Annotated in this window: 26 protein-coding genes and 1 riboswitch; of the genes, 10 read left to right on the top strand and 16 right to left on the bottom strand. The window is 73.5% G+C overall.

The genetic code is table 11. The features are described from left to right. Nucleotides 1-117: 117 nt before the first annotated feature. The gene (locus B085_RS0103005; protein WP_018557078.1) at nt 118-423 is read left to right on the top strand and encodes a (2Fe-2S)-binding protein; all 306 of its coding nucleotides are present in this window, start codon (nt 118-120) and stop codon (nt 421-423) included. Between the two features lie 27 nt (nt 424-450). On the opposite strand, the gene bfr is transcribed toward B085_RS0103005, so the two are convergent. After that, nucleotides 451-930: a bacterioferritin gene (gene bfr, locus B085_RS0103010; protein ID WP_018557079.1), complete on the bottom strand. Its 480-nt coding sequence runs from the start codon at nt 928-930 to the stop codon at nt 451-453. A 161-nt stretch (nt 931-1091) separates the two neighbouring features. On the opposite strand from bfr, the gene B085_RS0103015 reads away from it, so the two are divergent. Next, complete coding sequence (locus tag B085_RS0103015) at nt 1092-1706, top strand: sulfite oxidase-like oxidoreductase (protein ID WP_018557080.1); 615 nt, start codon at nt 1092-1094, stop codon at nt 1704-1706. A gap of 21 nt (nt 1707-1727) precedes the next feature. On the opposite strand, the gene B085_RS0103020 is transcribed toward B085_RS0103015, so the two are convergent. The 6 genes from B085_RS0103020 to thiO all read right to left on the bottom strand — a co-directional run bounded on the left by B085_RS0103020 (nt 1728) and on the right by thiO (nt 7463). After that, nucleotides 1728-2234 carry a DUF4396 domain-containing protein gene (locus B085_RS0103020; protein WP_018557081.1) on the bottom strand — a complete coding sequence of 169 codons (507 nt, stop codon included), beginning with the start codon at nt 2232-2234 and terminating at the stop codon, nt 1728-1730. 91 nt (nt 2235-2325) lie between these two features. Beyond that, entirely contained in the window at nt 2326-3228 is a 903-nt protein-coding gene (locus tag B085_RS0103025; RefSeq protein ID WP_018557082.1) for a deoxyribonuclease IV, read from the bottom strand. Then, nucleotides 3216-5117 (bottom strand): Stk1 family PASTA domain-containing Ser/Thr kinase, encoded by a 1902-nt coding sequence (pknB, locus tag B085_RS0103030; protein WP_018557083.1) that lies wholly within the window; start codon nt 5115-5117, stop codon nt 3216-3218. Before pknB ends, B085_RS0103025 begins: the two co-directional genes overlap by 13 nt. Before the next feature lie 174 nt (nt 5118-5291). Next, nucleotides 5292-6095 carry a thiazole synthase gene (locus B085_RS0103035; protein ID WP_018557084.1) on the bottom strand — a complete coding sequence of 268 codons (804 nt, stop codon included), beginning with the start codon at nt 6093-6095 and terminating at the stop codon, nt 5292-5294. Nucleotides 6096-6099: 4 nt separating this feature from the next. After that, nucleotides 6100-6318, bottom strand: a complete 219-nt coding sequence (gene thiS, locus B085_RS0103040) for a sulfur carrier protein ThiS (protein ID WP_018557085.1) — start codon at nt 6316-6318, stop codon at nt 6100-6102. Then, nucleotides 6315-7463 carry a glycine oxidase ThiO gene (gene thiO / locus B085_RS0103045; protein WP_018557086.1) on the bottom strand — a complete coding sequence of 383 codons (1149 nt, stop codon included), beginning with the start codon at nt 7461-7463 and terminating at the stop codon, nt 6315-6317. Before thiO ends, thiS begins: the two co-directional genes overlap by 4 nt. Next, nucleotides 7459-7572: riboswitch (TPP riboswitch) on the bottom strand. It overlaps the preceding gene by 5 nt. An 82-nt stretch (nt 7573-7654) precedes the next feature. Between thiO and B085_RS0103050 the strand changes: the two genes are divergently transcribed. The 5 genes from B085_RS0103050 (at nt 7655) to B085_RS0103070 (ending at nt 12193) form a co-directional block, all read left to right on the top strand. Beyond that, nucleotides 7655-8860, top strand: a complete 1206-nt coding sequence (locus B085_RS0103050; RefSeq protein ID WP_018557087.1) for an NAD(P)/FAD-dependent oxidoreductase — start codon at nt 7655-7657, stop codon at nt 8858-8860. 122 nt (nt 8861-8982) lie between these two features. Further along, the gene (locus B085_RS0103055) at nt 8983-9348 is read left to right on the top strand and encodes an Rv2175c family DNA-binding protein (protein WP_018557088.1); all 366 of its coding nucleotides are present in this window, start codon (nt 8983-8985) and stop codon (nt 9346-9348) included. A gap of 47 nt (nt 9349-9395) precedes the next feature. Then, entirely contained in the window at nt 9396-10100 is a 705-nt protein-coding gene (thiE, locus tag B085_RS0103060; protein ID WP_018557089.1) for a thiamine phosphate synthase, read from the top strand. Nucleotides 10101-10256: 156 nt separating this feature from the next. Then, complete coding sequence (gene metF / locus B085_RS0103065) at nt 10257-11174, top strand: methylenetetrahydrofolate reductase [NAD(P)H] (RefSeq protein ID WP_018557090.1); 918 nt, start codon at nt 10257-10259, stop codon at nt 11172-11174. Nucleotides 11175-11230: 56 nt separating this feature from the next. Beyond that, on the top strand, nt 11231-12193 hold the full coding sequence (locus tag B085_RS0103070) for a hypothetical protein (RefSeq protein ID WP_018557091.1): 963 nt from the start codon (nt 11231-11233) through the stop codon (nt 12191-12193). Nucleotides 12194-12291: 98 nt separating this feature from the next. Here the strand turns inward: B085_RS0103070 and B085_RS0103075 are convergent, their stop codons facing one another. The 5 genes from B085_RS0103075 to B085_RS0103095 form a co-directional block, all read right to left on the bottom strand. Next, complete coding sequence (locus B085_RS0103075) at nt 12292-13821, bottom strand: phytoene desaturase family protein (protein WP_078619719.1); 1530 nt, start codon at nt 13819-13821, stop codon at nt 12292-12294. A 10-nt stretch (nt 13822-13831) separates the two neighbouring features. Beyond that, nucleotides 13832-14446 carry a DUF4126 domain-containing protein gene (locus B085_RS0103080; RefSeq protein WP_018557093.1) on the bottom strand — a complete coding sequence of 205 codons (615 nt, stop codon included), beginning with the start codon at nt 14444-14446 and terminating at the stop codon, nt 13832-13834. A gap of 291 nt (nt 14447-14737) precedes the next feature. Next, nucleotides 14738-15349, bottom strand: a complete 612-nt coding sequence (locus B085_RS0103085; RefSeq protein ID WP_018557094.1) for a TetR/AcrR family transcriptional regulator — start codon at nt 15347-15349, stop codon at nt 14738-14740. Nucleotides 15350-15392: 43 nt separating this feature from the next. Continuing rightward, complete coding sequence (locus tag B085_RS0103090; protein WP_018557095.1) at nt 15393-17507, bottom strand: YhgE/Pip domain-containing protein; 2115 nt, start codon at nt 17505-17507, stop codon at nt 15393-15395. Next, on the bottom strand, nt 17479-18291 hold the full coding sequence (locus B085_RS0103095) for an ATP-binding cassette domain-containing protein (RefSeq protein WP_018557096.1): 813 nt from the start codon (nt 18289-18291) through the stop codon (nt 17479-17481). The genes B085_RS0103090 and B085_RS0103095 overlap by 29 nt, the downstream gene beginning before the upstream one ends. Nucleotides 18292-18519: 228 nt before the next feature. Here B085_RS0103095 and B085_RS0103100 point away from each other — a divergent pair, with 228 nt between their 5' ends. The 3 genes from B085_RS0103100 to B085_RS0103110 all read left to right on the top strand — a co-directional run bounded on the left by B085_RS0103100 (nt 18520) and on the right by B085_RS0103110 (nt 20513). After that, a complete protein-coding gene (locus B085_RS0103100) occupies nt 18520-19011 on the top strand; it encodes an SAV_6107 family HEPN domain-containing protein (protein ID WP_018557097.1) in 492 nt (163 codons plus the stop codon). Between the two features lie 86 nt (nt 19012-19097). Beyond that, entirely contained in the window at nt 19098-19868 is a 771-nt protein-coding gene (locus B085_RS0103105; RefSeq protein ID WP_018557098.1) for a methyltransferase, read from the top strand. Nucleotides 19869-20102: 234 nt separating this feature from the next. Beyond that, on the top strand, nt 20103-20513 hold the full coding sequence (locus B085_RS0103110; RefSeq protein WP_018557099.1) for a DUF3040 domain-containing protein: 411 nt from the start codon (nt 20103-20105) through the stop codon (nt 20511-20513). Nucleotides 20514-20709: 196 nt separating this feature from the next. Here B085_RS0103110 and B085_RS0103115 read toward each other — a convergent pair whose 3' ends face one another. The 4 genes from B085_RS0103115 to B085_RS0103130 form a co-directional block, all read right to left on the bottom strand. Further along, complete coding sequence (locus tag B085_RS0103115) at nt 20710-23256, bottom strand: transglutaminase TgpA family protein (protein WP_051101940.1); 2547 nt, start codon at nt 23254-23256, stop codon at nt 20710-20712. Then, nucleotides 23256-24599 carry a DUF58 domain-containing protein gene (locus B085_RS0103120; protein ID WP_018557101.1) on the bottom strand — a complete coding sequence of 448 codons (1344 nt, stop codon included), beginning with the start codon at nt 24597-24599 and terminating at the stop codon, nt 23256-23258. The genes B085_RS0103115 and B085_RS0103120 overlap by 1 nt, the downstream gene beginning before the upstream one ends. 33 nt (nt 24600-24632) lie before the next feature. Beyond that, nucleotides 24633-25610, bottom strand: coding sequence for an AAA family ATPase (locus B085_RS0103125; RefSeq protein ID WP_018557102.1), 978 nt, complete (start codon nt 25608-25610; stop codon nt 24633-24635). Nucleotides 25611-25718: 108 nt separating this feature from the next. Then, the gene (locus B085_RS0103130; protein WP_018557103.1) at nt 25719-26261 is read right to left on the bottom strand and encodes a beta-class carbonic anhydrase; all 543 of its coding nucleotides are present in this window, start codon (nt 26259-26261) and stop codon (nt 25719-25721) included. Nucleotides 26262-26323: the final 62 nt, after the last annotated feature.

Genomic DNA, 26323 nt, shown 5'->3' on the forward strand with positions numbered 1-26323 from the left:
GACCTTGAGAGGGGTGCGGATCACATCGATCCGCGCCCCTCGTCGGTTTTCAGCCACTCCACCGGCGGGGTAAGGTTAGGTTAACCTCAGGCCGGGATCGAGAGAGGGGAGAACCGCGTGTACGTCTGCTCGTGCTTCGGCATCACCGAAGAGCAGGTCAAGCAGCATGCGGACGCCGGCCGCTGCACCCCTCGCCAGATCGCCTCCGCCTGCAAGGCGGGCACGGACTGCGGTTCCTGCGTGCGCCGGATACAGGCGCTTCTCGGCCGCGGCGAGGGCTGTGCCACCCGTACGAAGCTCGACAGGGTGAACCCCGGCACGCCCGCGGTGCCCGCCGCCCCCGCGCCGGCCTCCCTGCCGGTCCCGCCGGCGCTGCCGGTGCCGGTGACGGCTCCGCTGCCCGCGGCCGCCGGCGCCGCCTGAACGGCCGAGTCCCGGCCGCCGGTCCGCTCAGCTGTCGGGCTGCTCGATGAGCTGCGCGATGTACAGCGGTTCCCCGAGCTTCTCGATCAGTTCGAGCTGGGTGTCGAGGTAGTCGATGTGGTGCTCCTCGTCGGCGAGGATGTCCTCGAAGATGTTGGCCGACGTGATGTCGCCCTTCGCTCGCATGACCTCGATGCCGCGCCGGAGGCGGTCGATCGCCTCGACCTCGACCTGCCGGTCGGCCTGGAACATCTCGGTGACGGTCTGCCCCACCCGGACGTGGAAGAGCCGCTGGTAGTTCGGCAGTCCCTCGAGGAACAGGATGCGGTCCGTCAGCACCTCGGCGTGCTTCATCTCGTCGAAGGACTCGTGCCGCGTGTACGCGGCGAGCTTCGTCCAGCCGAGGTTCTCCTGCATCTTGGCGTGCAGGAAGTATTGGTTGATCGCCGTCAGCTCGCCCGTCAGCTGCTCGTTCAGGAACTCGATGACCTCGGGGTCGCCCTGCATGGCAAGCCCGTCCTTTCGGGAGGAATCCACACGATGGGCGCATCTTCGCACCGCCGGTGGAGGTGATCCAGTAAGTTCACACTTACTCCGCTGACCCGGGTTGTCGCACTTTGCCCAGGTGCTGGTCGGTAGCACTGCATCAGGTCTGTCACCATGGACGCATGGGTCAGTCCGAACGCCGCGAAGGGGAGCTTCCTCCCGGGCAGCGGCTCCAGCGGGGCTGGCCGGTCACCCACTACGGTCCGGTGCCCAGGTTCAAGCCCGAGCGGTGGGAGTTCCAGGTCTTCGGCGCCACGGCGGACGGCGGCAAGCGCGCCTGGGGCCATGAGGAGTTCGCCGCGCTGCCGTACACGACGGTCATGGGCGACTTCCACTGCGTGACCAGGTTCAGCATGCTCGGGGTCGAGTGGGGCGGCGTCTCCGCCGCCGAGATCCTGCGGCTGGCGCCGCCCGCGCCCGACGTCACGCACGTCATGGTGTGGGCCGAGTACGGCTTCAGTTCCAACCTGCGGCTGGCGGACTTCGCGGACCCCCAGTCGATATTCGCGACCCACCGCGGCGGAGAGCCGCTGACCGCGGAGCACGGCTTCCCGGTCCGGCTGATCGTGCCCCGCCTCTACGCCTGGAAGGGGCCCAAGTGGGTCCGGGGCGTGGAGTACATGACCTCCGACCGCCGCGGCTTCTGGGAGGAGCGCGGCTACCACAACATCGGCGACCCCTGGAGCGAGCAGCGCTACTCGTACCAGGAGGAGCCCGGCGACGGGCCGGAGTTGTAGCCGCCGGGCCCTGCCGCGAGATCAGTGGTACCCGTGCACGACCGCGTGGCCCTTGCCGCGGCCGATCATCCACTTGTTGACGGGTGTGGTCACCAGGAAGGCGACCACGAAGGCCAGCGCCAGGCTGAGCCAGAACAGCGCGTCCGACAGCGTCGCGTCCATCGCGCCCGGGAACAGCAGGATCGTCCCGTTGTCCGCGATCTCCATGAAGACGATCGAGACGGTGTCGGCGGCGAGCGCCACCCGCACGGCGCTGCGCAGGTCGAGACCGGCGCGCAGCACGCCGCGCATGGTGAGCGAGTAGCCGAAGACGAAGGCCAGCACGATCGCCAGGGCCATCGTCGGGACGTTGCGCCAGCCGAGGGCCGTGCCGATCAGCATGCCGAGGACCTCACCGATCGCACAGCCGGTGAGGCAGTGCAACGTGGCCTGGACGGCGGTGCCCCAGGAGGCCGGGCCGCCGGCCTGTCCGCCGCCGTGGTGCGCGGTGCCGTGGTGGTCGTGGTGGGAGTGCTCGACGTGCTGCATCCTGTGTCCCCCAGGGGTGAGTGCGGGTGTCGCCGTGCCCTGTCGCCCTCCTCAACGGTATACCCCCCCGGGGTATTCCCGCACGTACGGGTCAGGCCGGGCGCAGCGACTTCAGCACGGCCACGTCGCTGGCCATCCCGGTGCCCTCGGGGCCGCCGTTCGGCGTCTCCACGATCAGTGGCACGCCCTCCGTCGCGGGGTGCCGGAACAGCTCCCCGAAGGCTGCGGCGCCGATGTGACCGGCGCCGATGTTCTCGTGGCGGTCCTTGTGGGCGCCGGCGACGTCCTTGGAGTCGTTGGCGTGGATGAGCTTCAGCCGCCCCTCGCCGACCGTCGCCACCAGCTCGTCCAGCGTCGCCTTGACCCCGCCGGGCGCCGCGAGGTCGTGCCCGGCCGCGAACACATGGCAGGTGTCCAGGCAGACGCCCAGCCGCGGGTGGTGGTCCAGCGCGTCGAAGTAAGGGCCCAGGTCCTCCACGAGCGAGCAGAGCGAGAACCCCTGGCCCGCGGTCGGCTCCAGCAGCAGCCACGGGTCGTCGTCGTGCGTCAGCTCCTCCAGCAGCGGCAGCATCCGCTCCCGCACCTGTGCCAGCGCCGTGGCCCTGGAACGGCCGCCGGTCGCCGACCCGGTGTGCACGACCGTGCCCAGCGCTCCGATCGCCCGCCCCCGGCGCAGCGAGTGGCGCAGCGAGTCGGCCGAGTGGTCGACGGTCGCCGCGGTGTGCGAGCCGAAGTTGATCAGGTACGGCGCGTGGACGTACGCGGGGACGCCCCGCGTGGCGCAGTGCTCGCGGAACTCCTCGTCCTGCCGCGCACTGCCGGGTGGGGTAGCCCACCCGCGGGGGTTGGCGACGAAGACCTGCACGGTCTCGGCACCCATCCGCGCGGCCTCCGCCAGCCCGGTGGCGGCCAGACCGCCGGCCACCGCGACATGGCCGCCGACGGGGTTGCGGAGCGCGGCGGCGCCGCTCCCTGACGTGGCTATCGCACCCACAGTGTGATCGTGCTGCCCTTCGGTGCCTCGGTGCCGCCGGCGGGCGACTGGTTGTTGACCTGGCCGGTGAAGAAGAACTGGATGACGCGGACGTCGAAGCCCGCGGCCTCCAGTCTCGCCTTCGCCTCGTCGACGTCCAAGCCTTCCACGTCCGGCACCCCGATCATCTCCTGGCCCTTGGAGATCGTCAGCGTGACCGTGTCCCCGGCCGCCAGCCGCGTGTTCGCGCCGGGTGTCTGCCGGGCGACCGCGCCCTCGTCCGCCTGGTCGGAGAAGACCCGCCGCGGGTCCACCTTCACCCGAAGGCCGGCCTCCTCCAGCCGCGCTCGGGCGTCCGCCAGCGGCTGCCCGAGCAGGTCGGGGGCGTCGACCGGCACGCCCTTGCTCACCACCAGCGACACGGCCGAGTCCGGCCGCCGGCTGGCGCCCGAGCCGGGGTCGGTGGAGATGACCCGGCCCTGTGGCACCTCGTCGCTGAACTCCCGGGACACGGTTCCCGGGCTCAGGCCCGCGGCCTTCAGCCGACGCCTGGCCTCGGCCAGCTCCTCGCCCACGACGCCGGGGACCGTCACCCGCTCCGGGCCCTTGGACACGGTGATCGTCACCGTGCCGTTGTCCCGGATGCGCTCGCCGGTACCCGGGTCGGTGGAGGCCACCTTTCCCCTGGTCATGGTCGGGTCGAAGGCCTCGACGACCTCGACCCGCAGCCCGGCGTCGCGCAGCTGGCGCTCCGCCTGCGCCTGCGGCAGCCCGACGACGGCGGGGGTCCTGGTGAACTGCCCGTCGTTGATGTACCAGATGCCCGCGCCGACCCCGAGGATCAGCAGCAGGGTCGTCACGACCGCGATCACCCCTGGACGCCGCCGGGACCGCGACGCCGGCCGGGAGCCCACCCGGGGCTGCCGCCGGGTCGGCTCGGGCGACAGCTCCAGGCGCGCGGTGCGGTGCACCACCGTCGTCGGTTCCTCGGAATCGGCAGATGCGGCCGGGGCCGGAGCGGGGGTGCGTGCGGCCGGCGGCATCAGGTCCAGCTGCTCGGGCGTCATGCCCTGGCGTACCGCGTGCAGCCGCCTCAGCAGCTCCGCGGCGTCGGCCGGACGCCGCGCGGCGACGCGCGCCGTGGCCTCGGCCACCAGCGCGTCCAGCTGCGGGGGCAGCCCGGGGGAGGCGGCGGACGGGGCGGGCACGTCCTCGTTCACCACCTGGTGGATCACCTGGACGGGATTTCTGCCGCCGTGCGGCTTGGCGCCGGTGAGCATCTCGTAGAGCAGCACCCCGCAGGCGTACACATCGGTGCGTTCGTCGGTCGTGAGGTTCTCGACCTGCTCCGGCGCCATGTACGAGACCGTGCCCAGCACCCCGCTGGTGGAGGTGTCCGTGTGCGTGCCCGCGATCCTGACCAGGCCGAAGTCCGCCACCTTGACGCGGCCGTCGTCCCCTATGAGGACGTTCTCCGGCTTCATGTCGCGGTGCACCAGCCCCGCCCGGTGCGCCGCGCCGAGCGCGGCCAGCACGGGTTCCAGGATGTCCAGCGCGGCGCGGGCGGGCAGCGCGCCGCGGTCGCGCAGCACGTCGCGGAGGGTGCACCCGGCGATGTACTCCATGGCCAGGTAGACGTAGGTCCCGTCGGTGCCCTGGTCGTAGACCTGCACCACATTGGGATGGTCGAGGCGGGCGACGGTCTTCGCCTCGCGGATGAAGCGCTCCACGAAGCCGGGCTCGGCGGAGAGGGCGGGGTGCATGACCTTCAAGGCGAGCAGCCGGTCCAGGCGGGTGTCCAGCGCCCGGTAGACGGTCGCCATGCCGCCGACCGCGATCCGGGACTCCACCCAGTAGCGGCCGTCGAGCGTCTGCCCGACGAGCGGGTCCCGAAGCGTCGTCCTGTCCACGAAGGTGCAGTTTACGGTGCCGACATGACCCTTCTGGGCTAACGCGCCCAGGTTGTACCCCACCCGTGCGGTACCGCAACCGCCCCGTGACCCGGCGCGGCGGGGGTCTCCCGTTCGGGCGCGGCCCCGGCCCGGGGGTTCCACGCAGGTCGCGGCCGCGCGCCGGGCCGCCGGTCAGGGGGCGCCGAAGGCGGGCCGCTCCGGGTCGAACGTGGCGAGGCCCACAGCGGGGGAGGACGCGGTCGCGTGGTGGCGGCGGGGGATGCGTCCCGCCCGGTACGCCAGGCGCCCGGCCTCGACGGCGTGCCGCATCGCCTCCGCCATGAGCACCGGTTCCCTCGCACGGGTGACGGCGGAGGCCAGCATGACGGCCGCGCACCCCAGCTCCATCGCCAGGGCCGCGTCCGAGGCCGTGCCCGCCCCCGCGTCCAGGACCACCGGCACCGTCGCCCGTTCGACGATCAGCTCGAAGTTGTGCGGGTTGCGGATGCCGAGCCCCGATCCGATGGGCGAGCCCAGCGGCATGATCGCCGCGCAGCCCACGTCTTCCAGCTTCCGGGCGAGCACCGGGTCGTCGTTCGTGTACGGCAGCACCGTGAAGCCGTCGTCCACGAGTGTCTCGGCCGCGTCCAGCAGCTCCACCGGGTCGGGCAGCAGGGTGCGCTCGTCGGCGATCACCTCCAGCTTCACCCAGTCCGTGCCCAGCGCCTCCCGCGCCAGGCGGGCGGTGAGCACGGCCTCGCCGGCGGTGTAGCACCCGGCGGTGTTCGGCAGCACGCGAATGCCGTGCCGGGCCAGCACGGTCAGCACGGAGCCCTTGACCGTCGGGTCCAGCCGCCGCATGGCGACCGTGGTCAGCTCGGTGCCGGAGGCGAGCAGCGCCTGCTCCATGATCTCCAGGCTGGGCGCACCGCCCGTGCCCATGATCAGCCGGGAGTCGAAGGTGGTGCCGCCGATGGTCAGCGGGTCGTCGGCCATGGGTTCAGCCTCCCTGGACTGCGGTGAGGACCTCGACGCGGTCACCGTCGCGCAGCGGTGTCGCCGGCCACTGCGCGCGGGGGACGACGGTCTCGTTGAGCGCGGCCGCCACCCCGGACGGGGCGGCGGTCAGGGTCGCGACGAGGCCGCCGAGGGTGACGCCCTCGGCGACCTCGCGCGCCTCGCCGTTGACGGAGACGGAGAGAAGGACGGGCGCGGTCATGCGTGCTGCTCCTGGAGGGCGAAACGGTCGGGGGAGAAGGGCCGGGCCTGCGCGGGGACCTCCGAGCCGGTGAGGACCTCGGCCATCACGTCGCCGGTCAACGGGGTCAGCAGCACGCCGTTGCGGTGGTGGCCGGTGGCGAGCACCAGTCCGTCCAGCGCGCCGCGGCCGAGCAGCGGGGCGTTGTCGGGGGTGCCGGGGCGCAGCCCCGCCTGCGTCCCGGTCAGCGGGAGTTCGGTGATGCCGGGGAGCAACTCGTGGGCGTCGCGCAGCAGTTCGTACACCCCGCCGGCGGTGACGGTGGTGTCCCAGCCCATCTCCTCACTGGTGGCGCCGACGACCAGTTCGCCGTTCTCGCGCGGCACCAGGTAGACGTGGCCGCCGCGCACCACGGCCCGTACCGTCCGCGACAGGAACGGCGCGTAGGCCGGGGGCACCCGCAGCCGCAGCACCTGCCCCTTCACCGGCCGTACGGGCGGCAGCACCCGTGCGGGCAGCCCCTCGATACGGCCGCTGAGGCTGCCGGCCGCCAGCACCACCTGCCCCGCGGCGATCCGGGTGCCGTCCTCCAGGACGACCCCGTGCGCGCGGTCGCCCGCGACCTCCACCCGCGCCACCCGCGACCGGTGGAACTCCACCCCGGACAGCTCGCAGGCGCGCACCAGCGCCGCCGCCAGCCGCCGCGGGTCGACCTGGTGGTCGCCGTCGACCCGCAGCCCGCCGTGCACGCCGGGGGCGAGCATGGGCTCCAGCCGGCGGCACTCGCGGCCGCCGAGCCACTCCGAGGCCAGACCCAAGGACTGCTGGAAGGCGTGGAGTTCGCGCAGCTGCGCGCGGTCGTCGGCGTCGAGGGCGACGGCGAGGGTGCCGCAGGTGCGGTACCCGACGTCGAGCCCCGTGGTCTCCTCCAGCTCGGCCACGAAGGACGGATAGCGCCGCGCCGCCGCGAGGTTGAGCTCCAGCAGCGCCTGCTCGCCGTACTGCACCTCCGTCACGGGGGCCAGCATCCCCGCGGCCACCTGGGCGGCCCCGCCGCCCGGTTCGGGGTCCGCGACCGCCGTGCGCAGGCCGCGCCGGCGGGCCCGCCACGCGGTGACCAGTCCGATGATCCCGCCGCCGATCACGACGACGTCATGACGGTGCATGATGTCCCGCTCCTCCCTTCGCCGGCATGACCCGGATCAGGTTCGTACGGTCGGCGGCCGCTCCAGCCGCCCTCTCAGCCCGGTGCGCCGGGCTCCCGCGAGTGCTCCCGACCCACCTTAGTACGCACCATCCGCGGCGAGTAGGGCACCGGTACCGGCGGGCGGCGCCCCCGCGGCGTTACGGTGATCGCGTGACCACCAGCAGCGAGCAGCGCGTCGTCGTCGTAGGGGCCGGGATGGCCGGGGTGCAGACCGCCGTGTCCCTGCGCGAGCAGGGGTGGGGCGGGACGATCACGCTGATCGGCGCGGAGCGGCACGCCCCCTACGACCGGCCGCCACTGTCCAAGGGCGTGCTCTTCGGCGCCGAGGAGGGCCCGGCGCTGGACGTCGACTTCGCCGGCATCGGCGTCGAGCTGCTGCTCGGGCGGCACGCGACCGCCCTGAGCGTCGGCGAACGGGAGGTCCTCACCGACGGCGGCCCGGTCGCGTACGACAAGCTCGTGCTGGCCAGCGGCGCCGAGCCCGTCATGCTCCCCGGCAGCGAGGGCACGCCGGGCGTGCACGTGCTGCGCACGTTGGACGACGCCACCGCGCTGCGCCCGGTGCTGGAGGGCCGGAACCGGGTCGTGGTGGTCGGCGCGGGCTGGATCGGCGCCGAGTTCGCCACCGCGGCACGTCATGCCGGGTGCGAGGTGACCGTCGTCGAGGCGGCCGACCGCCCGCTCGCCGGGGTGCTGCCCGCGCACATCGCCGAGCGGATGCGCGGCTGGTACGCGGAGGAGGGCGTCGAGCTGCGCACCGGCGCGGTCGTCTCCTCCGTCGAGCCGGGCGCGGTGCGGCTGGCCGACGGCAGCGTGCTCGCCGCCGAGGCGGTCGTCATCGGGATCGGCGCCCGGCCGGCCACCGGATGGCTGGCCGGTTCCGGGGTCGAGCTGGGGCCGGACCGCTCGGTCCTCGCCGACGACCGGCTGCGCACCTCGGTGCCGGAGGTGTACGCCGTGGGGGACTGCGCGTCCTTCCCGTCGGCGCGGTACGGGGAGCGGCTGCTGATCCACCACTGGGACAACGCGGTGCAGGGGCCGCGCACGGCCGCCGCGAACATCCTGGGCGGCGACGAGCCCTACGACCCCGTCCCCTACTTCTGGTCGGAGCAGTTCGGGCGTTTCGTGCAGTACGCCGGACACCACGTCGACTCCGACCACATGCTGCTGCGCGGCGACCCCGACGGCACCGCCTGGTCGGTGCTGTGGCTGCGCGACGGCCAACTGGTCGCCCTGTTCGCCGTCGGACGGCCCCGCGACCTGGCGCAGGCCCGCAAGCTCATCGCGCGCGGCGCCCGCCTCGACGAGACCCTGGCCGCCGACCCCGCGGTCCAGTTGCGGGCCGCGGTCGTCTGAGCCGCGGGGCCGTGCCGGACGGGCCGCCGCGGCGTCGGCGGGGCGTGGCGGACCCGTCAGGACGGAGCAACGGGGGGCGTGAGCGGTTCCATGGTGTCGGTCCGGGATGGCACGCTTGTCCTGTGACCGAGATCGACGCAAAGATTGACTCCCTCGTCCCCTCCTGGCTGTACGTCCCCGACGTCGCCGAACGCCTGGGCGTGGAGGTGACCCGGGTCCGCCAGTTCATCAAGGAGGGCCAGCTCATCGCCGTGCGCCGCGGTGAGAACCGGGCGCTGATGATCCCCGCCGACTTCATCGGCGAGGAGAAGATCGTCAAGGGCCTCGTGGGCACCCTCACCGTCCTCAAGGACGACGGGTTCAGCGACGAAGAGGCCCTGGAGTGGCTGTTCACCCCGGACGAGAGCCTGCCCGGCACCCCCGTCCAGGCGCTGCGCGAGAACCGCGGCACCGAGGTGAAGCGGCGCGCCCAGGCGCTCGCCGTCTGACCGCACGACCCGCCACCGACGCAGCCGACCGAGGGGATCCCGCCCGCATGAGCACGCGTACGAGCACGAGCGGCAGTACGAGCACCAGCACGAGCAGCGCCACCCGCGCCCAGCTCGCCGATGCCAGGCTCTACCTGTGCACGGACGCGCGCCGGAGCCGCGGCGGCCTGGCGGAGTTCGCGGCCTTCGCGGACGCCGTGCTGGCCTCCGGGGTGGACGTCATCCAGCTGCGCGACAAGGGTCTGGAGGCCCGTGAGGAGCTGGAGTACCTCGCGGTCCTCGCGGAGGAGTGCGGCCGCCACGGCAGGCTGCTCGCGGTGAACGACCGCGCCGACGTGGCGCACGCCGCCGGGGCGGACGTCCTGCACCTGGGCCAGGGCGACCTGCCCGTGCCGGCCGCCCGCGCGATCCTCGGCGACGAGGTGATCATCGGGCGGTCCTGCCACTCCGAGGACGAGGCGGCCGCGGCCGCCGCGGAGCCCGGTGCGGACTACTTCTGCACCGGGCCGGTCTGGCCCACCCCGACCAAGCCGGGCCGGCCCGCGCCCGGACTCGGCCTGGTCCGGTACGCCGCGGGGCTGGGCACGGACCGGCCGTGGTTCGCGATCGGCGGGATCGACCTGGCCAACGTGGAGCAGGTGCTCGACGCCGGGGCCCGCCGGATCGTGGTCGTACGGGCCGTGACGGAGGCGGAGGACCCGGGTGCCGCGGCGGCCGAGCTGGCCAAGCGGGTGCGCGCGTACGACGAGTGAGCGAGGCCCTGGCGGGTGCCCGCGCCGGCCGGGTGGCGTACGGCTGCCCGGCGCCCCGCGGGGCCGTCTCGCGCCGCGAGCGCTGGATGTCCAAGGGGTGGACATTTGGGCGTCGCCTGTTGGGACGGCCCAGCTCTCGCCGCTAGCCTGAGGCGCATGGCCCTCGGAACCGCCTCCACCAGGACCGATCATGCGGTCACCATTCGTGAGCTGCTGGCCTCCGGTGAGCGCTCGTACTCCTTCGAGTTCATGGCGCCGAGGACCGAGAAGGGCGAGCGGACCCTGTGGAACGCGATCCGCCGCATCGAGGCGGTCGGCCCGACGTTTGTCTCCGTCACCTACGGCGCCGGGGGCAAGTCGCGCGAGGGCACCGTCCGGGCGACCGAGCGGATCGCCTCCGACACCACCCTGACCCCGGTCGCCCACCTGACGGCGGTCGACCACTCCATCGCCGAGCTGCGCAACATCATCGGCCAGTACGCGGACGCCGGCATCCGCAACATGCTCGCACTGCGCGGGGACCCGCCCGGCGACCCCATGGGGGAGTGGCAGCGGCACCCGGAAGGCGTCGACTACGCCTACGAACTGGTGCGGCTCATCAAGGAGTCGGGCGACTTCTGCGTGGGAGTCGCCGCCTTCACGGAGATGCACCCCCGCTCGGCCGACTGGGAAAGTGATACGCGTCACTTCGTCGACAAGTGCCGGGCGGGCGCGGACTACGCCATCACCCAGATGTTCTTCAACGCCGAGGACTACCTGCGCCTGCGTGACCGGGTCGGGAAGGCGGGCTGCGAGACCCCGATCATCCCCGAGATCATGCCGGTCACGAACGTGCGGCAGATCGAGCGCTTCGCCCAGCTCGGCAACGCGCCTTTCCCGCAGGAGCTCGCGGACCGTATCCTCGCGGTCAAGGACGATCCGGCCGCGGTGCGGGCGATCGGGGTCGAGTACGCGACGGAGATGTGCCGGCGGCTGATGGCCGAGGACATCCCGGGGCTGCACTTCATTACCCTCAATCACTCCACGGCGTCGTTGGAAATCTACGAGAATCTGGGACTGCACCAGAGGTCGTGAGGGCGGACCAGCCGCCCCTGTTGGCCGACGACGGTGAACGGTGAGGAAGTGCGCTCATGGCCTACACAGTGCTCTACATCGCCTTCGGGGTGGTCGCGCTGTGGCTGCTCGGCGAAGTGCTCCTGCAGTACAAGGCACGGCTGAGGTGGCGCCTGCTGGCCTTCGCGGGATTCCTCGGAGTCGTCCTGGGCGTCTATCTGCCCTCGGTCCTCGTCATCGTGGTGGGTGCGCTCGCCTTCGGCGCCGGCCAGACCTTCGTCACGCTCTCCTACCGCCGCGGCTTCGTCGAGGGCTGGGCGCTGCGGTCTCCCAAGGAGGGCGCCGACGACGACGAGGACGACGACGCACCGCCGCTGCCGCGCCGTGCCGCCGGCCGCCGCGGCCGGGGCGCGCAGCACGAAGAGCCGTCGGCCGACGGCCTGTCGGCGCCGTACGAGGAGCCCGGGAACGAGGCCCCGGCCGGTGCGGGCGTCGGGCAGTCCTACGACAGCTACGCCACCGCCGGCCAGGCCGCCGCGGCACCCGCGGGGACGGACTCCACGCAGGTCTACCAGCCCATGCCCCTGCACGAGGAGAGCGGCGAGTACCCGATGTACGACGGGCAGCCGCAGCCGAACTACGCCCAGGACCCGTACGCGGGTGCCGGCGCCGGCTACCAGAGCTACGACGCCACGACCGGCTACGGGGACTGGAACGGCGGCCAGCAGCAACAGCAGCCCGCCGCCGCCTCGTACGACGCCTACGGCCAGCAGCAGCAGACCGGCGGCTGGGAGCAGCAGCAGACGGCGTACGGCAACTACACGGGCGGCTACCAGGATCCGTACCAGGGGCAGGGCGCCCCTCAGCAGCAGTACGGCTACGACACCCCGGCGGGCGGTGTGTGGGTGCCGCAGCAGGGCGGCGAGCAGCAGCCCTACGCCCCGCAGCAGCAGAACTCCTACGACCAGCAGGGCCAGCAGCAGACGCAGCAGCAGGGCCAGGGGCAGTACGACCAGTACGACCCCTACCGCTACAACTAGCGCCCGACGCCGGGCCCTTCAGCCGGAGCCGGTCCGCTCCGGCCGGGAGGCCGGCAGCCCGCGGCGACGGGCCGCGGGCCGTGAGACCGGCGCGGGGCTCAGCGGCTGCCGCCCGGACCGCCCATGACGAGGTCGGCGGCGATGGCACCGGACATGCCGGTGTGGGCGAGGCCGCCGCCGGGGTGGGACCAGCCGCCCACCAGGTACAGACCCGGGACGAGCAGCCGGTTGCCGGGGTGCAGGTGTGCCCCGTCCGCGCCGGCCAGGGCGGGGCGGGGGAGCCGGCCGCCCGGGGTGCCGGTCTCCTCCTCGGTGTCGGAGGGGGTGTGCACGGCACGCCACAGCAGGCGGTCCGTCAGATCGGGCAGCACCGCGGCCGCGACCGCCTGCACCGCGTCCGCGGCGCGCTCGGCCAGGCCCGGCGCACGCCAGTCCACCCCCGAGGGGCCGTGGGGTGGGACCGTCACGCCGAGCGTGACCGACTCCGAGGCGCCGTCGGGCCGCAGGGTGTCGTCGTCGGGGCGCAGCACCGTGACCGTCGGGCTGTCGTACAGCTCGCCGCTTGCCACGGCGGCCGCCTCGGCCCGCGGGTCCGCGGTGTGCACGACCGTACGGTGCGCGGTGTCCGAGGGCCGGGCCCCGCGCAGTGCCAGGCAGACCGTGAGGCGCCCGGGGCCCTCGCAGCGGCGGCCGGGGTCGACTCCGTCCCACACCCGGTCGGCGGGCCAGGCGCCTCCGGCGCCGTGCGAGAGCAGCGGAGGCAGCAGCCACGGCGCGACACCGGCGACCACGGTGTCGGCCTCCACCCTTGTGCCGTCGGCGAGTTCGAGGCCCGCCGCGCGGCCGTCCTTCTCCACGATCCCCGTGACCGCGGTCCCGAAGTGGAACTCCACTCTTCGTGCCACGCACCGCGCGTGCACGGCGTCGGCCAGCGCTCGCATGCCGCCGCGCACGTACCAACTGCCGAAGGTCTGCTCCATGTACGGCAGCACGGCGGCGCTCGCGGGCGCGGTACGCGGGTCGAAGCCGTACGCCAGGGCATATGAGCCGAGCAGCGCGGCGAGCCGCGGATCGTCCAGTTCACGCCGGCCGACGTCGGCCAGGACGGGTGCGCCGCGCCGGAACAGCCCCCGGCGTACGGCGGGCGCCGGATACGGGTCGCGGCCGAGCGCGGACGGGTCGCCCGCGAGCGCGTCCTCCAGCAGGGGGCGGCGTGTGGCGTCCCAGACCTCCCGTGCCCGCACCAGCAGCTCGCTCCAGCGCTCGCCCGCGCCGGTGCCGAGCGCCGCGTCCAGGGCCGCGACGACCCCGCCGCGCGACGCGTTGGGCAGCGACACGGACGTGCCGTCGGAGAAGACGTGGCGGCTCGCCGGGTCGACCTGGGTGAGGGTGACGCTGTCCTCCAGGCTCTCCCGGCCGGTCTTGACGAACAGGTCGCGGTAGACCGCCGGCAGGTGCAGCAGACCGGGGCCCGTGTCGAACCCGAAGCCGGCGCGCTCCAGCCGCCGCACCGCACCCCCGTGGGTGGCGGCGCGCTCGTACACCGCCACCCGGTGCCCGCCGATCGCGAGCCGGGCGGCGGCAGCCATGGCGCCCATCCCCGCGCCGATCACCGCAATCCGTGCCATGAAGGGGACTCTAGCCCCAGCCACCGACAACGCCGCGACCGGCCTTGCGGCGTTCCCTTCGGGCCCTCCAGCGCTGCCAGGCACGGCGGATCCGCGACAGTATGAAGATCACCAGGATGATGCCCAGCACCAGCAGCACGGCCGCGACGCAGGCCGCGGCCACCGGGTGGAAGAGCGCGAAGACGATGATCGTGGCGACGCCGGCGTCCTCCGCCAGGCTGATCACGATGTTGCTCGCGGGTTCCGGCGAGGTGTTGACGCCCAGCCGGAGCCCGGCCTTCACCAGATGGCTCACCAGCGCCGTCGTCCCGCCGACCGCGCCTGCCGCCAGTTGCGGGAGCGAGCCGTCCTGTCCGGCCAGCAGGGCCGCCACCACGCCTCCGGCGACCGGCCGGATCGCCGTGTGCACGGCGTCCCACGTGGTGTCCACGTAGGGGATCTTGTCCGCGACCGCCTCGCAGAGGAACAGGATCCCCGCGACGACCAGCACATCGGTGCGCTCCAGCGCCGGCGGCACCTCGTCGCTGACCCCCGTGACGCCCATCAGGCCCAGCAGGAAGACCACGGCATAGGCGTTGATCCCGCTCGCCCAGCCGCTGGTGAACACGAGCGGAAGTACCGACATGGGCCGTGATGCTACCGAACCCCCGGAAAGGCGCCGCCGCCTTTGAGTGATACGACGCGGGGATGAGTATCCGTACTCAGACCCCCACTTGAGTAGCTGCGCGGATGAGCGCGGACCGGCCCGGACGCCAAGGTGGAGGCAACGGAAGGGCACGGCACCGGCACCGCCGACACGGGGCGGCGGAACGGCTGCGACGCCCGGCCGGAGCGGGGGTGCACGGGGGAGCGCCGTCCCGGAACGGCCCGACGGGGGATCGGGCTCGCGCCGGGGCGGCGCGCCACCGTGCGGCGCTCAGGCGCGGGCGTGCCCCGCGACCCGTCCCTGCAGGAGCCGCGACAGAGCCGCGTGCACGTCGTCGACCGACCGCTCGGGCTGGAAGGACAGCCAGTCCAGCGCCGCGACGAGCACCATCCCGAAGAGCGCGGCCGCCGTGAGCGGCACGTCGATCTCCTCGGAGAGCTCGCCCGCCTCCACCGCGTCGCGCAGCGTCTGCTCCACGACCGCGACCGCCTCCTTGCGCAGCACCATGAGCGTGTCCTGCCAGGCACGGTTGGTCCGCCACAGCTCGGCCACGTACAGCTGCGTGAACGACGGGTACTCCGCGATGAAGGCGAGTCCGGCCCTGATCATCGCGTCGATGGCGTCCACGTGGCTGCCGCCGCGCGCGGTGACGTCGGCGCCCGCATCCCGCAGGGAGGCCGTCAGCAGGCCCACGCCGTGCCGCAGAAGCTCCTCGAAGAGCTCGTTCTTGCTGGCGAAGTTGTAGTAGACGGTGCCCTTGGCCACCCCGGCGCGCTCGGCGATCTCGTCGACGGTCGTCGCGGAGAAGCCCTGCTCGGCGATGAGCGTGACCGCGGCCTGGAAGAGCCGCTGCCGGGTGGCCTGCCGTCGTGCACTGTTCATGACGACGATTGTCTACGCTCCGGGCGGCCGTCTCGGCGCGGCCTCACAGGGACAGCTCCGGATGCAGCCGGTCCACCGTCCACACCTGCTTGCGTCGGGCCGACACCGCGGTGAGCGCCAGCGCTCCCGCGGTGAAGGCGAGCAGCACCAGGACCGCCCGCCACACCGGCCAGAGCCCACCGCCCGTGATGAGGTGGCGCAGCCCCTCGACGACATAGGTCATCGGCAGGAAGGGGTGGATCGCGTTGAAGAAGCCCGGACTGGTCTGCACCGGGTAGGTGCCGCCCGCCGACGTGAGCTGCAGCATGAGCAGCGCCAGCACCAGCACGCGGCCGGCGGGCCCGAAACGGGCGTTGAGCCACTGCACGACGGCGGCGAAGCAGGCGGTCACCAGCACGAGGAAGCCGATCGTCCCGGCCGCCCGCACCATCTGCAGGCCGATCGCCCAGTGCAGCACCGCCATCAGCGCCAGCGTCTGCAGCACCCCTGTGGCCAGCACCGGCAGCCACCCGGCCACCGCGATCCGCCCGGCGGGGGCGCCCGCGGCCATCGCGCGCCTGCTGAGCGGCGGCAGCAGCATGTAGGCGACCATCGCGCCGACCCACAGCGACAGCGGTATGAAGTAGGGGGCGAAGCCCGTCCCGTAGTTGGGCGCCTTGTGCAGCGACCGTGCGGCGAGCCGGACCGGGTCCGCCATCACCTCGGTGCGGCCGGCGCGCTCCCGGCCGTCGTAGTCGGGGATCCGGGACGCGCCGTCGTGCAGGCCGTCGGCGAGCTGCCCGCTGCCGTCGGTGAGCCGGGTCAGGCCGGTCGTCAGCCGGTTGCTGCCGTCCGAGAGCCGGTACATCCCGCCCGCCAGGGTGTCGGCACCCGACGCCAGGTCCCCTAGCCCGGCGTCCAGGGCGCCCGCGCCGGCGGAGGCGGTCCGCAGGCCCTTCGCCACCTTGTGGGCGCCGTCGTTGAGCCGGTTGACGCCGTCGACGGCGTTCTGGAGCTTGGCGGCGAGCGCCGGGTCGGACAGCTCCACGGCCGCCGAGTGCAGCGCGCCCAAGTCGTCGCGGAGCCCGTCCAGGGCCGCGGAGTGCCCGTGCACGTAGGTATCGAGGCGGCGCGCGACGTCCGCCACCTCGTCGGCGGCGTCGACGGCATTCCTCAGGGTCCGGCACTGCGGGGTGACCGCGCCCAGGGGGCACTGTTCGTCATAGGCGTCGTGGATCCCCGCGGCGGCGTCCTCGGCGTCCTCGGCCGCCCGCGCCGCCTGCCCCGGCAGGTCGTCGATGCCGGCGCGCGCGGCCTGCGAGCCCCGGGCGACGACCCGCGCCACCGCGTTGATCTCCTTGACGTGCTGCTTGACGAAGGTCAGTTCGTCCGAGGAGCCGTTGACCTTGTCCGCCAGTGACTGGGTCCCCGCGGCGACCTGTCCCGCTCCGGTGTCGAGCGCTCCCAGCCCGTCGGCGAGGGAACCGCTGCCCTGCTTCGCCGTGCGCAGGCCGCCGGCCAGCCGCCGCGCGCCGTCCTCGGCGCCGGCGATGCCGTCGCCCAGCTCCTCGGAACCCGTACGGGCCGTGCCCGCGCCCTTGGTGACGTCGTCGGCGCCGTCGGCGGCCTCGACCGTCTTGTCGTGGAGGTCGGAGAAGGCCACGAAGATCCGGTCGTAGAAATTCCTCGACGCCTTGGTGGAGGCGGCGGACCGTACTTCGGAGAAGACCGTCCGGGAGATCTGCCCCACGATGTAGTTGTTGGCGTCGTTGGTGCGCACCTGGAGCGCGCCGGTGCGCGGGTGGTCGCCGGAGCTCGACGCGACGCGCGCGCTGAAGTCCCGCGGGATGGTGAGCGACAGGTAGTAGCGGCCGTCCCGGACGCCCTTGGCGGCCTCGGCGGCGTCGGTCTCGTGCCAGTCGAAGGTGTCGCTCTCCCGCAGACCGTCCACGATGGAGCCGCCCGCGGCGAGCCGTCGCCCGTCCACGGTGGTGCCATCGTCGGCGTTCACCAGGGCGACGGGGATCTTGTCCAGCCGTGCGTAGGGGTCCCAGAACGACCACAGGTACAGGGCGCCGTAGAGCAGCGGCAGGAGCAGCACCGACACCATGGCGGCGCGCGGCAGCCGCCCCCTGCCGAACTTCCTCAGCTCAAGCGCTGCCAGCCTCGGCGTGCGCATCGGCCGCCCCTTCCTCGTCGGTGTCGTCCTCGTGCTCGGGGTGGTGCTCGTCGTCGTGCTCGTCGGCGTGCCCGCCACCGGGCTCGCCGGTGGAGTCCTCGATCGCGCGGCCGTGTGCGGCGGGCGCCCGGGTGCGTACCACCACGGCGTCCTCCGGTGCCTGCGTGCAGACCGCCAGGACCGTCGTGCCGTTCGCGGCGATGCCGCGCAGCATCGCCCAGGCCTGCTCTCGTTCGGCCGGGGCCAGCTTGTGGTCGGTGTCGTCCACCGCCAGCACCTCGGGACGGGCCAGCAGTGCGAGGGCGGTGCCCAGGCGCAGGACCTCCAGCCGCTCCAGGTCCCGGGCGGCGGTGCGTTCGGCCTTGGGCAGTGCCGGCAGGTCCAGCCCGGCCGCCGAGAGCGCGTCGTCGACGCGCGCCCCGCGGGTTCCGCCGGGCCGCAGCAGTTCGCGCGGCGAGCCGCCGAACCGCCGCTGCAGCAGCACGCGTTCCCGCAGGTGCTCGCCGACCGTGAGGGCGGGGTCGAGTTCCGAGACCCCGGTGACGGGGCCGAGCGCGGCGACGCGGCGGACCGCGGCGAGTTGCCCGGGCAGCCGGAACCCGGCCACCTCGGCCCGGCCTTCGGTGGCGCGCATGCGCCCGGTCAGCGACAGCAGCAGGCAGGTCCGGCCCGAGCCGGAAGGCCCCTCGACGGCGATCAGGCTGCCCGCCGGCGCGGTGAAGGTGACGTCCCCGAACACCCGGCCCCGGGGCCCCTCGAGCCCGAACCCCTCGGCGGCGATCACGTGGCCACCCCCCTCTTTTGAACTGACTGGTCAGTTCAAAAACTCTAGCCCACGGGGTCATCGGACCGCGAATCCGGGGATGTTCGGGAACCCTCGGGGACGTTCGGGGCGCTGTACGGCCGTGGCCGCCGTTTTACCAGGTCAGCGCGATTGTCAGAGGTGTGCTTCACGATGAGTGGTGAAGACAGGGAAGTGTCGGACACGTCCTGCGAAGACAGGAGGTATGTGATGACCGCGTCAGTCCGCAGCGGCGCCGTCGCAGGCGGCAGTGCCGCCGACGTCCACCCCGTGCTGCGCGGGGCCAACGCCCCCGCGGCCGCCCTCGACCTGCTCGTCCAGGCCCGGCGGGGGCTCGACGAGGCCGCCGTCCTGGAGATCCCCAACGACCGCTTCGCCACGGCACACTTGGCCGCCCTGCGTACCGCGGCCGCCGTCCTCGCCGTGCGCGGCCGCCCCGAACCCACCAGGCGACGCCGGCAGCGGATACGCAGTGCCTGGGAGGTACTGCCCGAGGTCGCCCCCGAACTGGCCGAATGGAGCGCCCTGTTCGAGGCGGGTGCCCGGCAGCGGGCCCGCGCGGAGGCCGGCATCCAGGGCGCGGCCAGCGCCCGCGAGGCCGACGACCTCGTCCGCGCGACGGAGATGTTCCTGCGCCTCGTGGAGCGCATGCTGGCGCTGCAACCCGTGCTGGAACGGCCGCAGACCGGCCGTCCCGCTTGATCGGCCGCCGGGCGGCGTCCCACTAGAGTGGGTCCCAGGCCGGGCCGACCGGTCCCAGCCCCGTCCGTCCGCGAGGAGCCGTCCGCATGTCCCGTCCAGGAGGGGCCGAACCGCTGCGGCCCCGCGCAGCCCTGCGTACCGCCGTGGTCTGGGAGGTCCTGCGCGATGCGCTGGACCGGCAGGCCAAGGCCGCCGGACGGGACGTCCTCGACGTGCTCGACACCGGTGGCGGCACCGGCAACTTCGCGGTGCCGGTGGCCAGTCTGGGCCACCGGGTCACCGTGGTCGACCCGAGCCCCGACGCCCTCTTCGCCCTCGAACGCCGTGCGGCGGAGGCGGGCGTCACCGAACGTGTCCGCGGGGTCCAGGGCGACGCCCACGGGCTGCTCGACGTCGTGCCGGCCGGCAGCCACGACGTCGTGCTCTGCCACGGCGTCCTGGAGTACGTGGACGACCCCGCCGAGGGCGTGCGGAACGCCGCGGGCACCCTGCGCGCCTCGGGCGCCCTCAGCCTGCTCGCCGCCGGCCGCCACGGCGCCGTCCTCGCCCGGGCCCTCGCCGGTCACTTCGGCGAGGCCCGGCACACCCTGGACGACCCCGACGGCCGCTGGGGCGAGGGTGATCCGATGCCCCGCCGCTTCACCGCCGAGGAGCTCACCGCCCTGGTCGCCGACGCCGGGCTGCGGGTCGGCTCGGTGCACGGCGTCCGTGTCTTCGCCGACCTTGTGCCGGGCGTCCTGGTGGACACCGAACCGGGCGCGATGGACGCCCTGCTGAGGCTGGAACTGGCCGCTGCCGAGCAGCCCGCCTTCCACGCCGTGGCGACGCAGCTGCACGTGCTGGCCGAGCGCGGCTGAGCCGGAACCGGGGGCGGTCGGCGTCGCCTCTTCCGGTCACCCAGCGGGAGGAGTCCGTCACACGCCCCCCGATTCCCGGTCAAGGGCCGTATGCTGGCATGACGTGGCGTTCGACGGGGAAAACACCCCCCGTCGGATTGGCGTAGTGGGGCGGGTTTCACGGGGGCGATTCCCTGCCTATCCTGGAAGGGTCGTACCGGTCGCTCCCCCGCGACCGACGAGGAGGAGGACTCCGTGCCGCTCTCGGAGCACGAGCAGCGCATGCTCGAGCAGATGGAGCGAGCGCTGTACGCCGAAGATCCCAAGTTCGCGTCGGCGCTTGAGGGAAGCGGGCTGCGCACCTACACCAGGCGGCGCGTCTACCTGGCTGTGGCGGGCTTCCTGGTGGGCATCGGGCTGCTGATGAGCGGCATGATCGCCCAGCAGCCCTGGATCAGCGTCGTGGGCTTCCTCGTGATGCTCGGCTGTGCCGTTCTCGCCGTCACCGGCTGGCGTCGTGCCGCCAAACCGGGTGCGGCCGCCGCTCCCGCGGGGCAGCCCCAGCAGGGGGCCGTCGGACGAGGCCGGCGCAACCAGCCGCGGCGCAAGATGATGGACCGCATCGAAGAGCGCTGGCAGCGGCGCCGCGACGAACAGGGCCACTGACACACGGACGAAGACGAAGGGGCGGGGTTCCGGTCGGAACCCCGCCCCTTCGCCATGCCGCCTGCCGTCGCCCGTGGTGCCGCTGCATCCGACACATGGCATCCGACACACAGCATGCGACGCTCGGCGTGCTCCACCCGGCGTTCGCGACGTGCGGCCTCCGGGAGCGGCCACCCGGCCGCCCCCGGAGGAACCCTCAGGAGGTCCGCCGCCGCTGCCGCAGCGGCCGCATCACCGCGTCGCCCGCACCCTGCAGCCGGGCCGACACGCGGGCCGAGAACGCGGACCAGCGCTCCGCGGACCGCCACACGACCCGGACCGCGGACCGCGGCAGCAGCACGGCACGGATCCGCGTCTTGGCGTCCGCGTTCCGGTGCAGTCCCTCGCGGACCAGCTGCACGTCCTTCGCCGAGCCGGTGGTGGCCGGCGGCCGCGGCGAGAACAGGGCCTGCTCCACCGCGCCGGCCAGACGCTGCGCCGCCTCCGCGGCGGGCCCTTCAAGGCCCCCGTCGCGGACGAGGCGCCCCGCGACCCGGCGCGGTGTCTCGGACTCGTCGGGCCGCAGGCCGTAGTCCCAGGCGGTGTCGGTCAGCTCCAGCCAGGCCGCCAGGGTCCGGGCGCCGTCGCGGGCGCCCATGGCGTCCAGCTCGCCGGGGGTCAGGCCCTTCGGGGCCCCGCCCCGCCCGTCCCCGCCGTCCGGCGCCGTGCCCCGGGCCCGCCCGGTGAGCTCCAGCCACGCCGCCAGGGCGGCCGGGTCCTGGCCGCCGCCCAGCCGCTGGAAACGCTGCCTGCGCCGCCAGAGCAGCGGCAGCAGCAGCACGAGCACCACCAGCGGTACCACCGCCCAGGCGAGGACCCGCAGCGTCCACTCCAGGATCCGCGGCCACAGCCCCTCGTCATCCCCGCCGATGCCCGAGGCCTGGCCCAGGGGGTCACAGTTGCCGAGCTGGGCGTCCTTGCCCACGCAGGTCGGGGCCACGGTCGGTCCGGTGCTCGCGCCCGCCCCCGCGGACTCCTCCGGGGTGTCGGGCGCCGAGGGCCCGCTGTCGGAGGCGGTCGTCTCCTGGGTGTAGCCCGGCAGGGTGCCACGGGTGGGCGTGGGCTCGAACCGGGTCCAGCCGACACCCTCGAAGTACAGCTCGGGCCAGGCGTGAGCGTCCTTCAGCCCGACCGCGTACGCGCCGTCCGCCTCCGCGGTGCCGGGCGTGAAGCCGACCGCCACCCGCGCCGGGATGCCCAGGGTCCGCGCCATCGCCGCCATGGTGAAGGCGAAGTGGATGCAGAACCCTTCCTTGTTGCGCAGGAAGCGGGTGATCGCCTGCACCCCGGTGCCGGAGCGCACCGAGGTGTCGTACGAGAAGGCGCCCGAGGTGAACCACCGCTGCAGGGCGAGGGCCCGCTCGTAGTCGTTGCCGGCGTCCTTGGTGACGTCCAGGGCCGTCTGCGCCACCACCTGCGGCAGCGAGTCCGGCACCTTCGTGTACTCGGCCCGCAGCCGGTCGTCGGCCGGTGGCGCGCTCGCCAGCTGCTGCGCGGTCGGCTCCAGGGCAAGGCTGCTGACCTGGTACTGCGCGCCGGAGGTGGTCTGACCCCGGTCGCCGATGATGGTGCGGCCCGTGGTCTCGTAGCGCCAGCGCCCGTCGACCTGCACCTGGGTGGCCGGGTACGGCAGCGGCAGCCACATCTGGACGTAGCTCTTGTCCGCCGCGACCGAGGTGGCGACCTCCGCGGCCTTCACGCCGGGGCCGAGACCCTGGGGGCTGGGCAGCACCTTGGGCACGCCGGTGAGGGAACGCTGGGCGGGCTCCCACTTGTCACCGGTGAAGCGGTCGAGGGCAACGATCCGCAGGTACATGTCCGCGTTGGAGACGGCGTTCGTCCGGTAGCGGAGCACCACCCGGTCGTCGGACTGGTTCAGGTTGTCCTGGAGCGCGACCACCGGGTTGACCGCGGAGATCGTTCCGCCGCCGCGCCCGTTCCCCGTGCCCGAGCCGCCGGTCGGCAGCAGCCCCACGCCCATGGAGGGCAGCGCGGCCGGCGCCACCAGGGCGATGCCGAGCGCCATCGCCCCGATGCGGCGCCCGGTCCGTACCGGGGCCACCGCCCCGGTCGGTCCTCCGTAGCCGGCGCGCGCCCCGGATCCGACGCCGCCGAAGACGCGGCCCCAGCGGGAGATCCGGTCGCGGCCCTCGGCCAGCAGGAGCAGCAGGTAGCCGACGGCGGCCAGCAGGAAGTACGGCCAGCGGGTGCCGTCGCCCCCGGCCAGACCCGCCGCGATCGAGTACAGGGCGAGCAGCGGCAACCCGGCCGGGGCCGCGCTGCCGTAGGTCACCGCCAGCGCGTCCACGGCCAGGCCGATCAGCAGCACCCCGCCGAGCAGCAGCAGCCGAATGCCCGGGGTGACCGGCGCCGGGATGGCGAACTGGGTCACGTCCTGCATCGCGGCCGTCAGCAGGTTGCCGAACTGCGTGTACGCGGCGGGCCCGGGCAGGAACCCGAGCACGGCCTGCTCGTTCGCGAACATCAGGGTCAGTACCAGCAGTGAGAACACCGCCTGCGCCAGTACGGTCAGCGGCCGGGCCAGCGGCGCCCGGCGGGTCAGCGCGCCCACCCCGGTCTGCAGCAGCACCAGGAAGACGGCCTGAAGGATCCACGAGTTCGGCGTCGCCAGCGGCAGCAGCGAGCAGGTCGTCATGAGCGTCGCCGCCGCCGCGCAGACCGCGAGCCGTCCCCGTCCGCTCATCATCGCGTCCCCGCCTCCTCGCGCGACCGGTGCCGGTCGGCCCGCTGCCACAGATCGGGCAGTCGGTCGCCGGCGGCGGCCTGGAGCACCGTCCAGCCCGCCTCGTGCAGCATCCGCACGGTCCGCGCCGAGGCGCCCTCGGGCGCGTCGGCGGCGGCGTCCGGCCGCGGGGCCGCGGGCTGTGCCGTCCCGTCCTCGTCCAGGGCGCCCCAGGCCGCGCTGCCCAGGACGAAGGCGACGGCCGCCCCCGCCCGCTGCCGCATCCGCCCCGCCATCGCGGCCTGCTCCTGGTCGAGATCTCCGAAGAAGGCCACCAGCAGGCCCTCGCTGCCCGTGCGCAGCACGTCGAGCGCACGGGAGAGCCCGGCGCCGTCCGAGTGGTCGATCACGGCCAGGGTGTCCAGCATGGCGCCTGCCGCGTCCGAGGAGTCGGTGCCGCCGAAGCCCTCGGAGCCGGGCACCGTGCTGCCGGTGTCGGTGAGCAGCCGTACGGAGTACCCGCGCTCCAGCATGTGCATCGCCACCGACGCCGCCCCGGACACCGCCCACTCGAAGGCCGAGTCGGGCCCGGCGCCGAAGTACGCCACGGCGCGGGTGTCCAGCAGCACCGTGCACCGGGTGCGGTGCGGCTGCTCCTCCCGGCGCACCATGAGCTCGCCGTACTTGGCGGTGGAGCGCCAGTGCACCCGGCGCAGGTCGTCTCCGTGGCGGTAGCCGCGCGGGATCACGTCGTCCTCGCCGGCCAGGGCCAGCGCCCGGGTGCGGCTCTCCCCGTAGCCGGAGGAGTCGCCCTTGAGCTTGACCGGCGGCAGCGGCTCCACGCGGGGCACCACGGTCAGGGTGTCGTACGCGCTGAAGGAGCGGGTCAGCTCGCACATGCCGAAGGGGTCGGTCAGCCGCAGTTGCAGCGGCCCCAGCGGGTAGCGCCCGCGCAGGTCGGAGCGGACGCGGTAGGACACCTCGCGGTGCCCGCCGGGCTCCACCCGGTCCAGGATGAAGCGGGGGCGGGGCCCCAGCACGTACGGCACCCGGTCCTGGAGCATCAGCAGCCCGGTGGGCAGCCGCGACACGTTGTCCACCCGCAGGTGCACCCGCGCCTCGGACATCGCCGGCACGCGCGAGGGCGACAGCCTGCGGCTGCCGGCGACGCGGTAGCGCGTGCGGTACAGGACCGCCACGCAGACCAGCGGCAGCACGGCCAGCAGCAGGCCGACCCGCAGCAGGTCCGGCTGCCCCAGGACGTAGGCGCAGACGGCCGCCGCGATCCCCGCGGCGAGGAAGGAGCGGCCCCGCGTGGTGAGGCCGCCCAGGGCGGCCCGGAAGCCGCTTTCACGCTCGGTCACGTGGCACCTCCAGCGCCCCGCCCGTCGTCCGGGTCACCGGTTGCCGTACGGGTCGGGGACCGGCGTGCGCTGCACGATCTCCGCGATGACCTGTTCCGGGGTGCGCCGGTTCAACTGCGCCTGCGCGGTCGGCAGCAGACGGTGCGCCAGCACGGCCGAGGCCAGTGTCTGGACGTCGTCGGGGAGCACGTAGTCCCGGCCGTCCAGGGCCGACGCCGCGCGTGCCGCGCGCACCAGGTGCAGCGTGGCGCGCGGGGAGGCGCCGAGCCTCAGGTCCGGGTGGTCCCGGGTGGCCGACACCAGGCTCACCGCGTAGTGCCGCACGGCCGGGGACACGTGCACCGTCCGTACCGCTTCCACCAGTTTGACGATCTCGTGCGCGTGGGCGACCGGCTGCAGGTCGTCCAGCGGGCTGACGCCCGCGTGCACGTCGAGCATCTCCAGTTCGGCCTCCATGCTGGGGTAACCGATGGAGACCCTGGCCATGAAGCGGTCCCGCTGCGCCTCGGGCAGCGGATACGTTCCCTCCATCTCCACCGGGTTCTGGGTGGCGATGACCATGAAGGGGCTCGGCAGCGGATAGGTGCTGCCGTCGATGGTGACCTGGCGCTCCTCCATCGACTCCAGCAGCGCGGACTGCGTCTTGGGCGACGCGCGGTTGATCTCGTCGCCGACCACGATCTGCGCGAAGATCGCGCCCGGCTTGAACTCGAAGTCGCGGCGCTGCTGGTCGAAGACGCTGACCCCGGTGATGTCCGACGGCAGCAGGTCCGGCGTGAACTGGATGCGCCGCACCGAGCAGTCGATCGACCGGGCCAGCGCCTTGGAAAGCATCGTCTTGCCGACGCCGGGGACATCCTCGATCAGCAGATGTCCCTCGGCGAGCAACACCGTCAGCGCAGTCCGTACGACCTCGGGCTTGCCCTCGATCACGTTCTCCACCGACCGGCGTACGCGGTCCGCCGTGGCAGTCAGATCGCTGAGGCTCGCTCGTGCGTCATAGGTCGTCACCCGGTTCTCCTCGGCCCGTTCCTAGGGTCGCGGTCATCCCTGGACCGGCCCTCCCCGTCACACGAAGCATTCTCTCCTTCAACTATGCTCCGCGTCACTCCGCTTCCGTTACTCGTTTGTGATTTCGCGCAGCAGGCCGGTGTGCACGTCGAACACAAACCCCCGGACGTCGTCCGTGTGGGCCAGGAAGGGGGACGTACGGACCCGCCGCATCGACTGCCGCACGTCCTGGTCGACGTCGCGGAAGGACTCCACCGCCCAGGTCGGACGCTGGCCCACCTCCTCCTCCAGCTCCGTGCGGAACTCCTCGGTCAGCGACTCCAGGCCGCAGCCGGTGTGGTGGATCAGCACGACCGAGCGGGTGCCCAGCGCGCGCTGGCTGATGGTGAGCGACCGGATGGTGTCGTCGGTGACCACCCCGCCGGCGTTGCGGATGGTGTGGCAGTCGCCAAGTTCCAGGCCCAGCGCCTTGTGCAGGTCGAGGCGGGCGTCCATGCAGGCGACCACGGCCACGTGGAGCACCGGGCGGGCGTCCATGCCGGGGTCGCGGAACTGCTCCGCGTAACGCCGGTTCGCCTCGACCAGCCGGTCGGTGACGGACGCCGTGCCGGTGCCTGCGGGAACCGAGGACTGATGCGCGTTTATCGACATGACACGACCGTAGAGCGCGCGGTCTCTTCCGACCTGCTGTGGGGTCCGGCAAATCTCGGTCA

Origin of the sequence: Streptomyces sp. BoleA5 (assembly GCF_000373665.1) — a bacterium.
GTDB lineage: Bacteria > Actinomycetota > Actinomycetes > Streptomycetales > Streptomycetaceae > Actinacidiphila.

Coding starts and splice junctions, on each gene's coding strand:
- B085_RS0103090 (WP_018557095.1), bottom strand. CDS start 17,507: ATGCGCACGCCGAGGCTGGCAGCGCTTGAGCTGAGGAAGTTCGGCAGG.
- B085_RS0103080 (WP_018557093.1), bottom strand. CDS start 14,446: ATGTCGGTACTTCCGCTCGTGTTCACCAGCGGCTGGGCGAGCGGGATC.
- thiO (WP_018557086.1), bottom strand. CDS start 7,463: ATGCACCGTCATGACGTCGTCGTGATCGGCGGCGGGATCATCGGACTG.
- bfr (WP_018557079.1), bottom strand. CDS start 930: ATGCAGGGCGACCCCGAGGTCATCGAGTTCCTGAACGAGCAGCTGACG.
- B085_RS0103020 (WP_018557081.1), bottom strand. CDS start 2,234: ATGCAGCACGTCGAGCACTCCCACCACGACCACCACGGCACCGCGCAC.
- B085_RS0103015 (WP_018557080.1), top strand. CDS start 1,092: ATGGGTCAGTCCGAACGCCGCGAAGGGGAGCTTCCTCCCGGGCAGCGG.
- metF (WP_018557090.1), top strand. CDS start 10,257: ATGGCCCTCGGAACCGCCTCCACCAGGACCGATCATGCGGTCACCATT.
- thiS (WP_018557085.1), bottom strand. CDS start 6,318: ATGACCGCGCCCGTCCTTCTCTCCGTCTCCGTCAACGGCGAGGCGCGC.
- B085_RS0103070 (WP_018557091.1), top strand. CDS start 11,231: ATGGCCTACACAGTGCTCTACATCGCCTTCGGGGTGGTCGCGCTGTGG.
- B085_RS0103100 (WP_018557097.1), top strand. CDS start 18,520: ATGACCGCGTCAGTCCGCAGCGGCGCCGTCGCAGGCGGCAGTGCCGCC.
- B085_RS0103035 (WP_018557084.1), bottom strand. CDS start 6,095: ATGGCCGACGACCCGCTGACCATCGGCGGCACCACCTTCGACTCCCGG.
- B085_RS0103085 (WP_018557094.1), bottom strand. CDS start 15,349: ATGAACAGTGCACGACGGCAGGCCACCCGGCAGCGGCTCTTCCAGGCC.
- B085_RS0103130 (WP_018557103.1), bottom strand. CDS start 26,261: ATGTCGATAAACGCGCATCAGTCCTCGGTTCCCGCAGGCACCGGCACG.
- B085_RS0103075 (WP_078619719.1), bottom strand. CDS start 13,821: ATGGCACGGATTGCGGTGATCGGCGCGGGGATGGGCGCCATGGCTGCC.
- B085_RS0103115 (WP_051101940.1), bottom strand. CDS start 23,256: ATGAGCGGACGGGGACGGCTCGCGGTCTGCGCGGCGGCGGCGACGCTC.
- thiE (WP_018557089.1), top strand. CDS start 9,396: ATGAGCACGCGTACGAGCACGAGCGGCAGTACGAGCACCAGCACGAGC.
- B085_RS0103105 (WP_018557098.1), top strand. CDS start 19,098: ATGTCCCGTCCAGGAGGGGCCGAACCGCTGCGGCCCCGCGCAGCCCTG.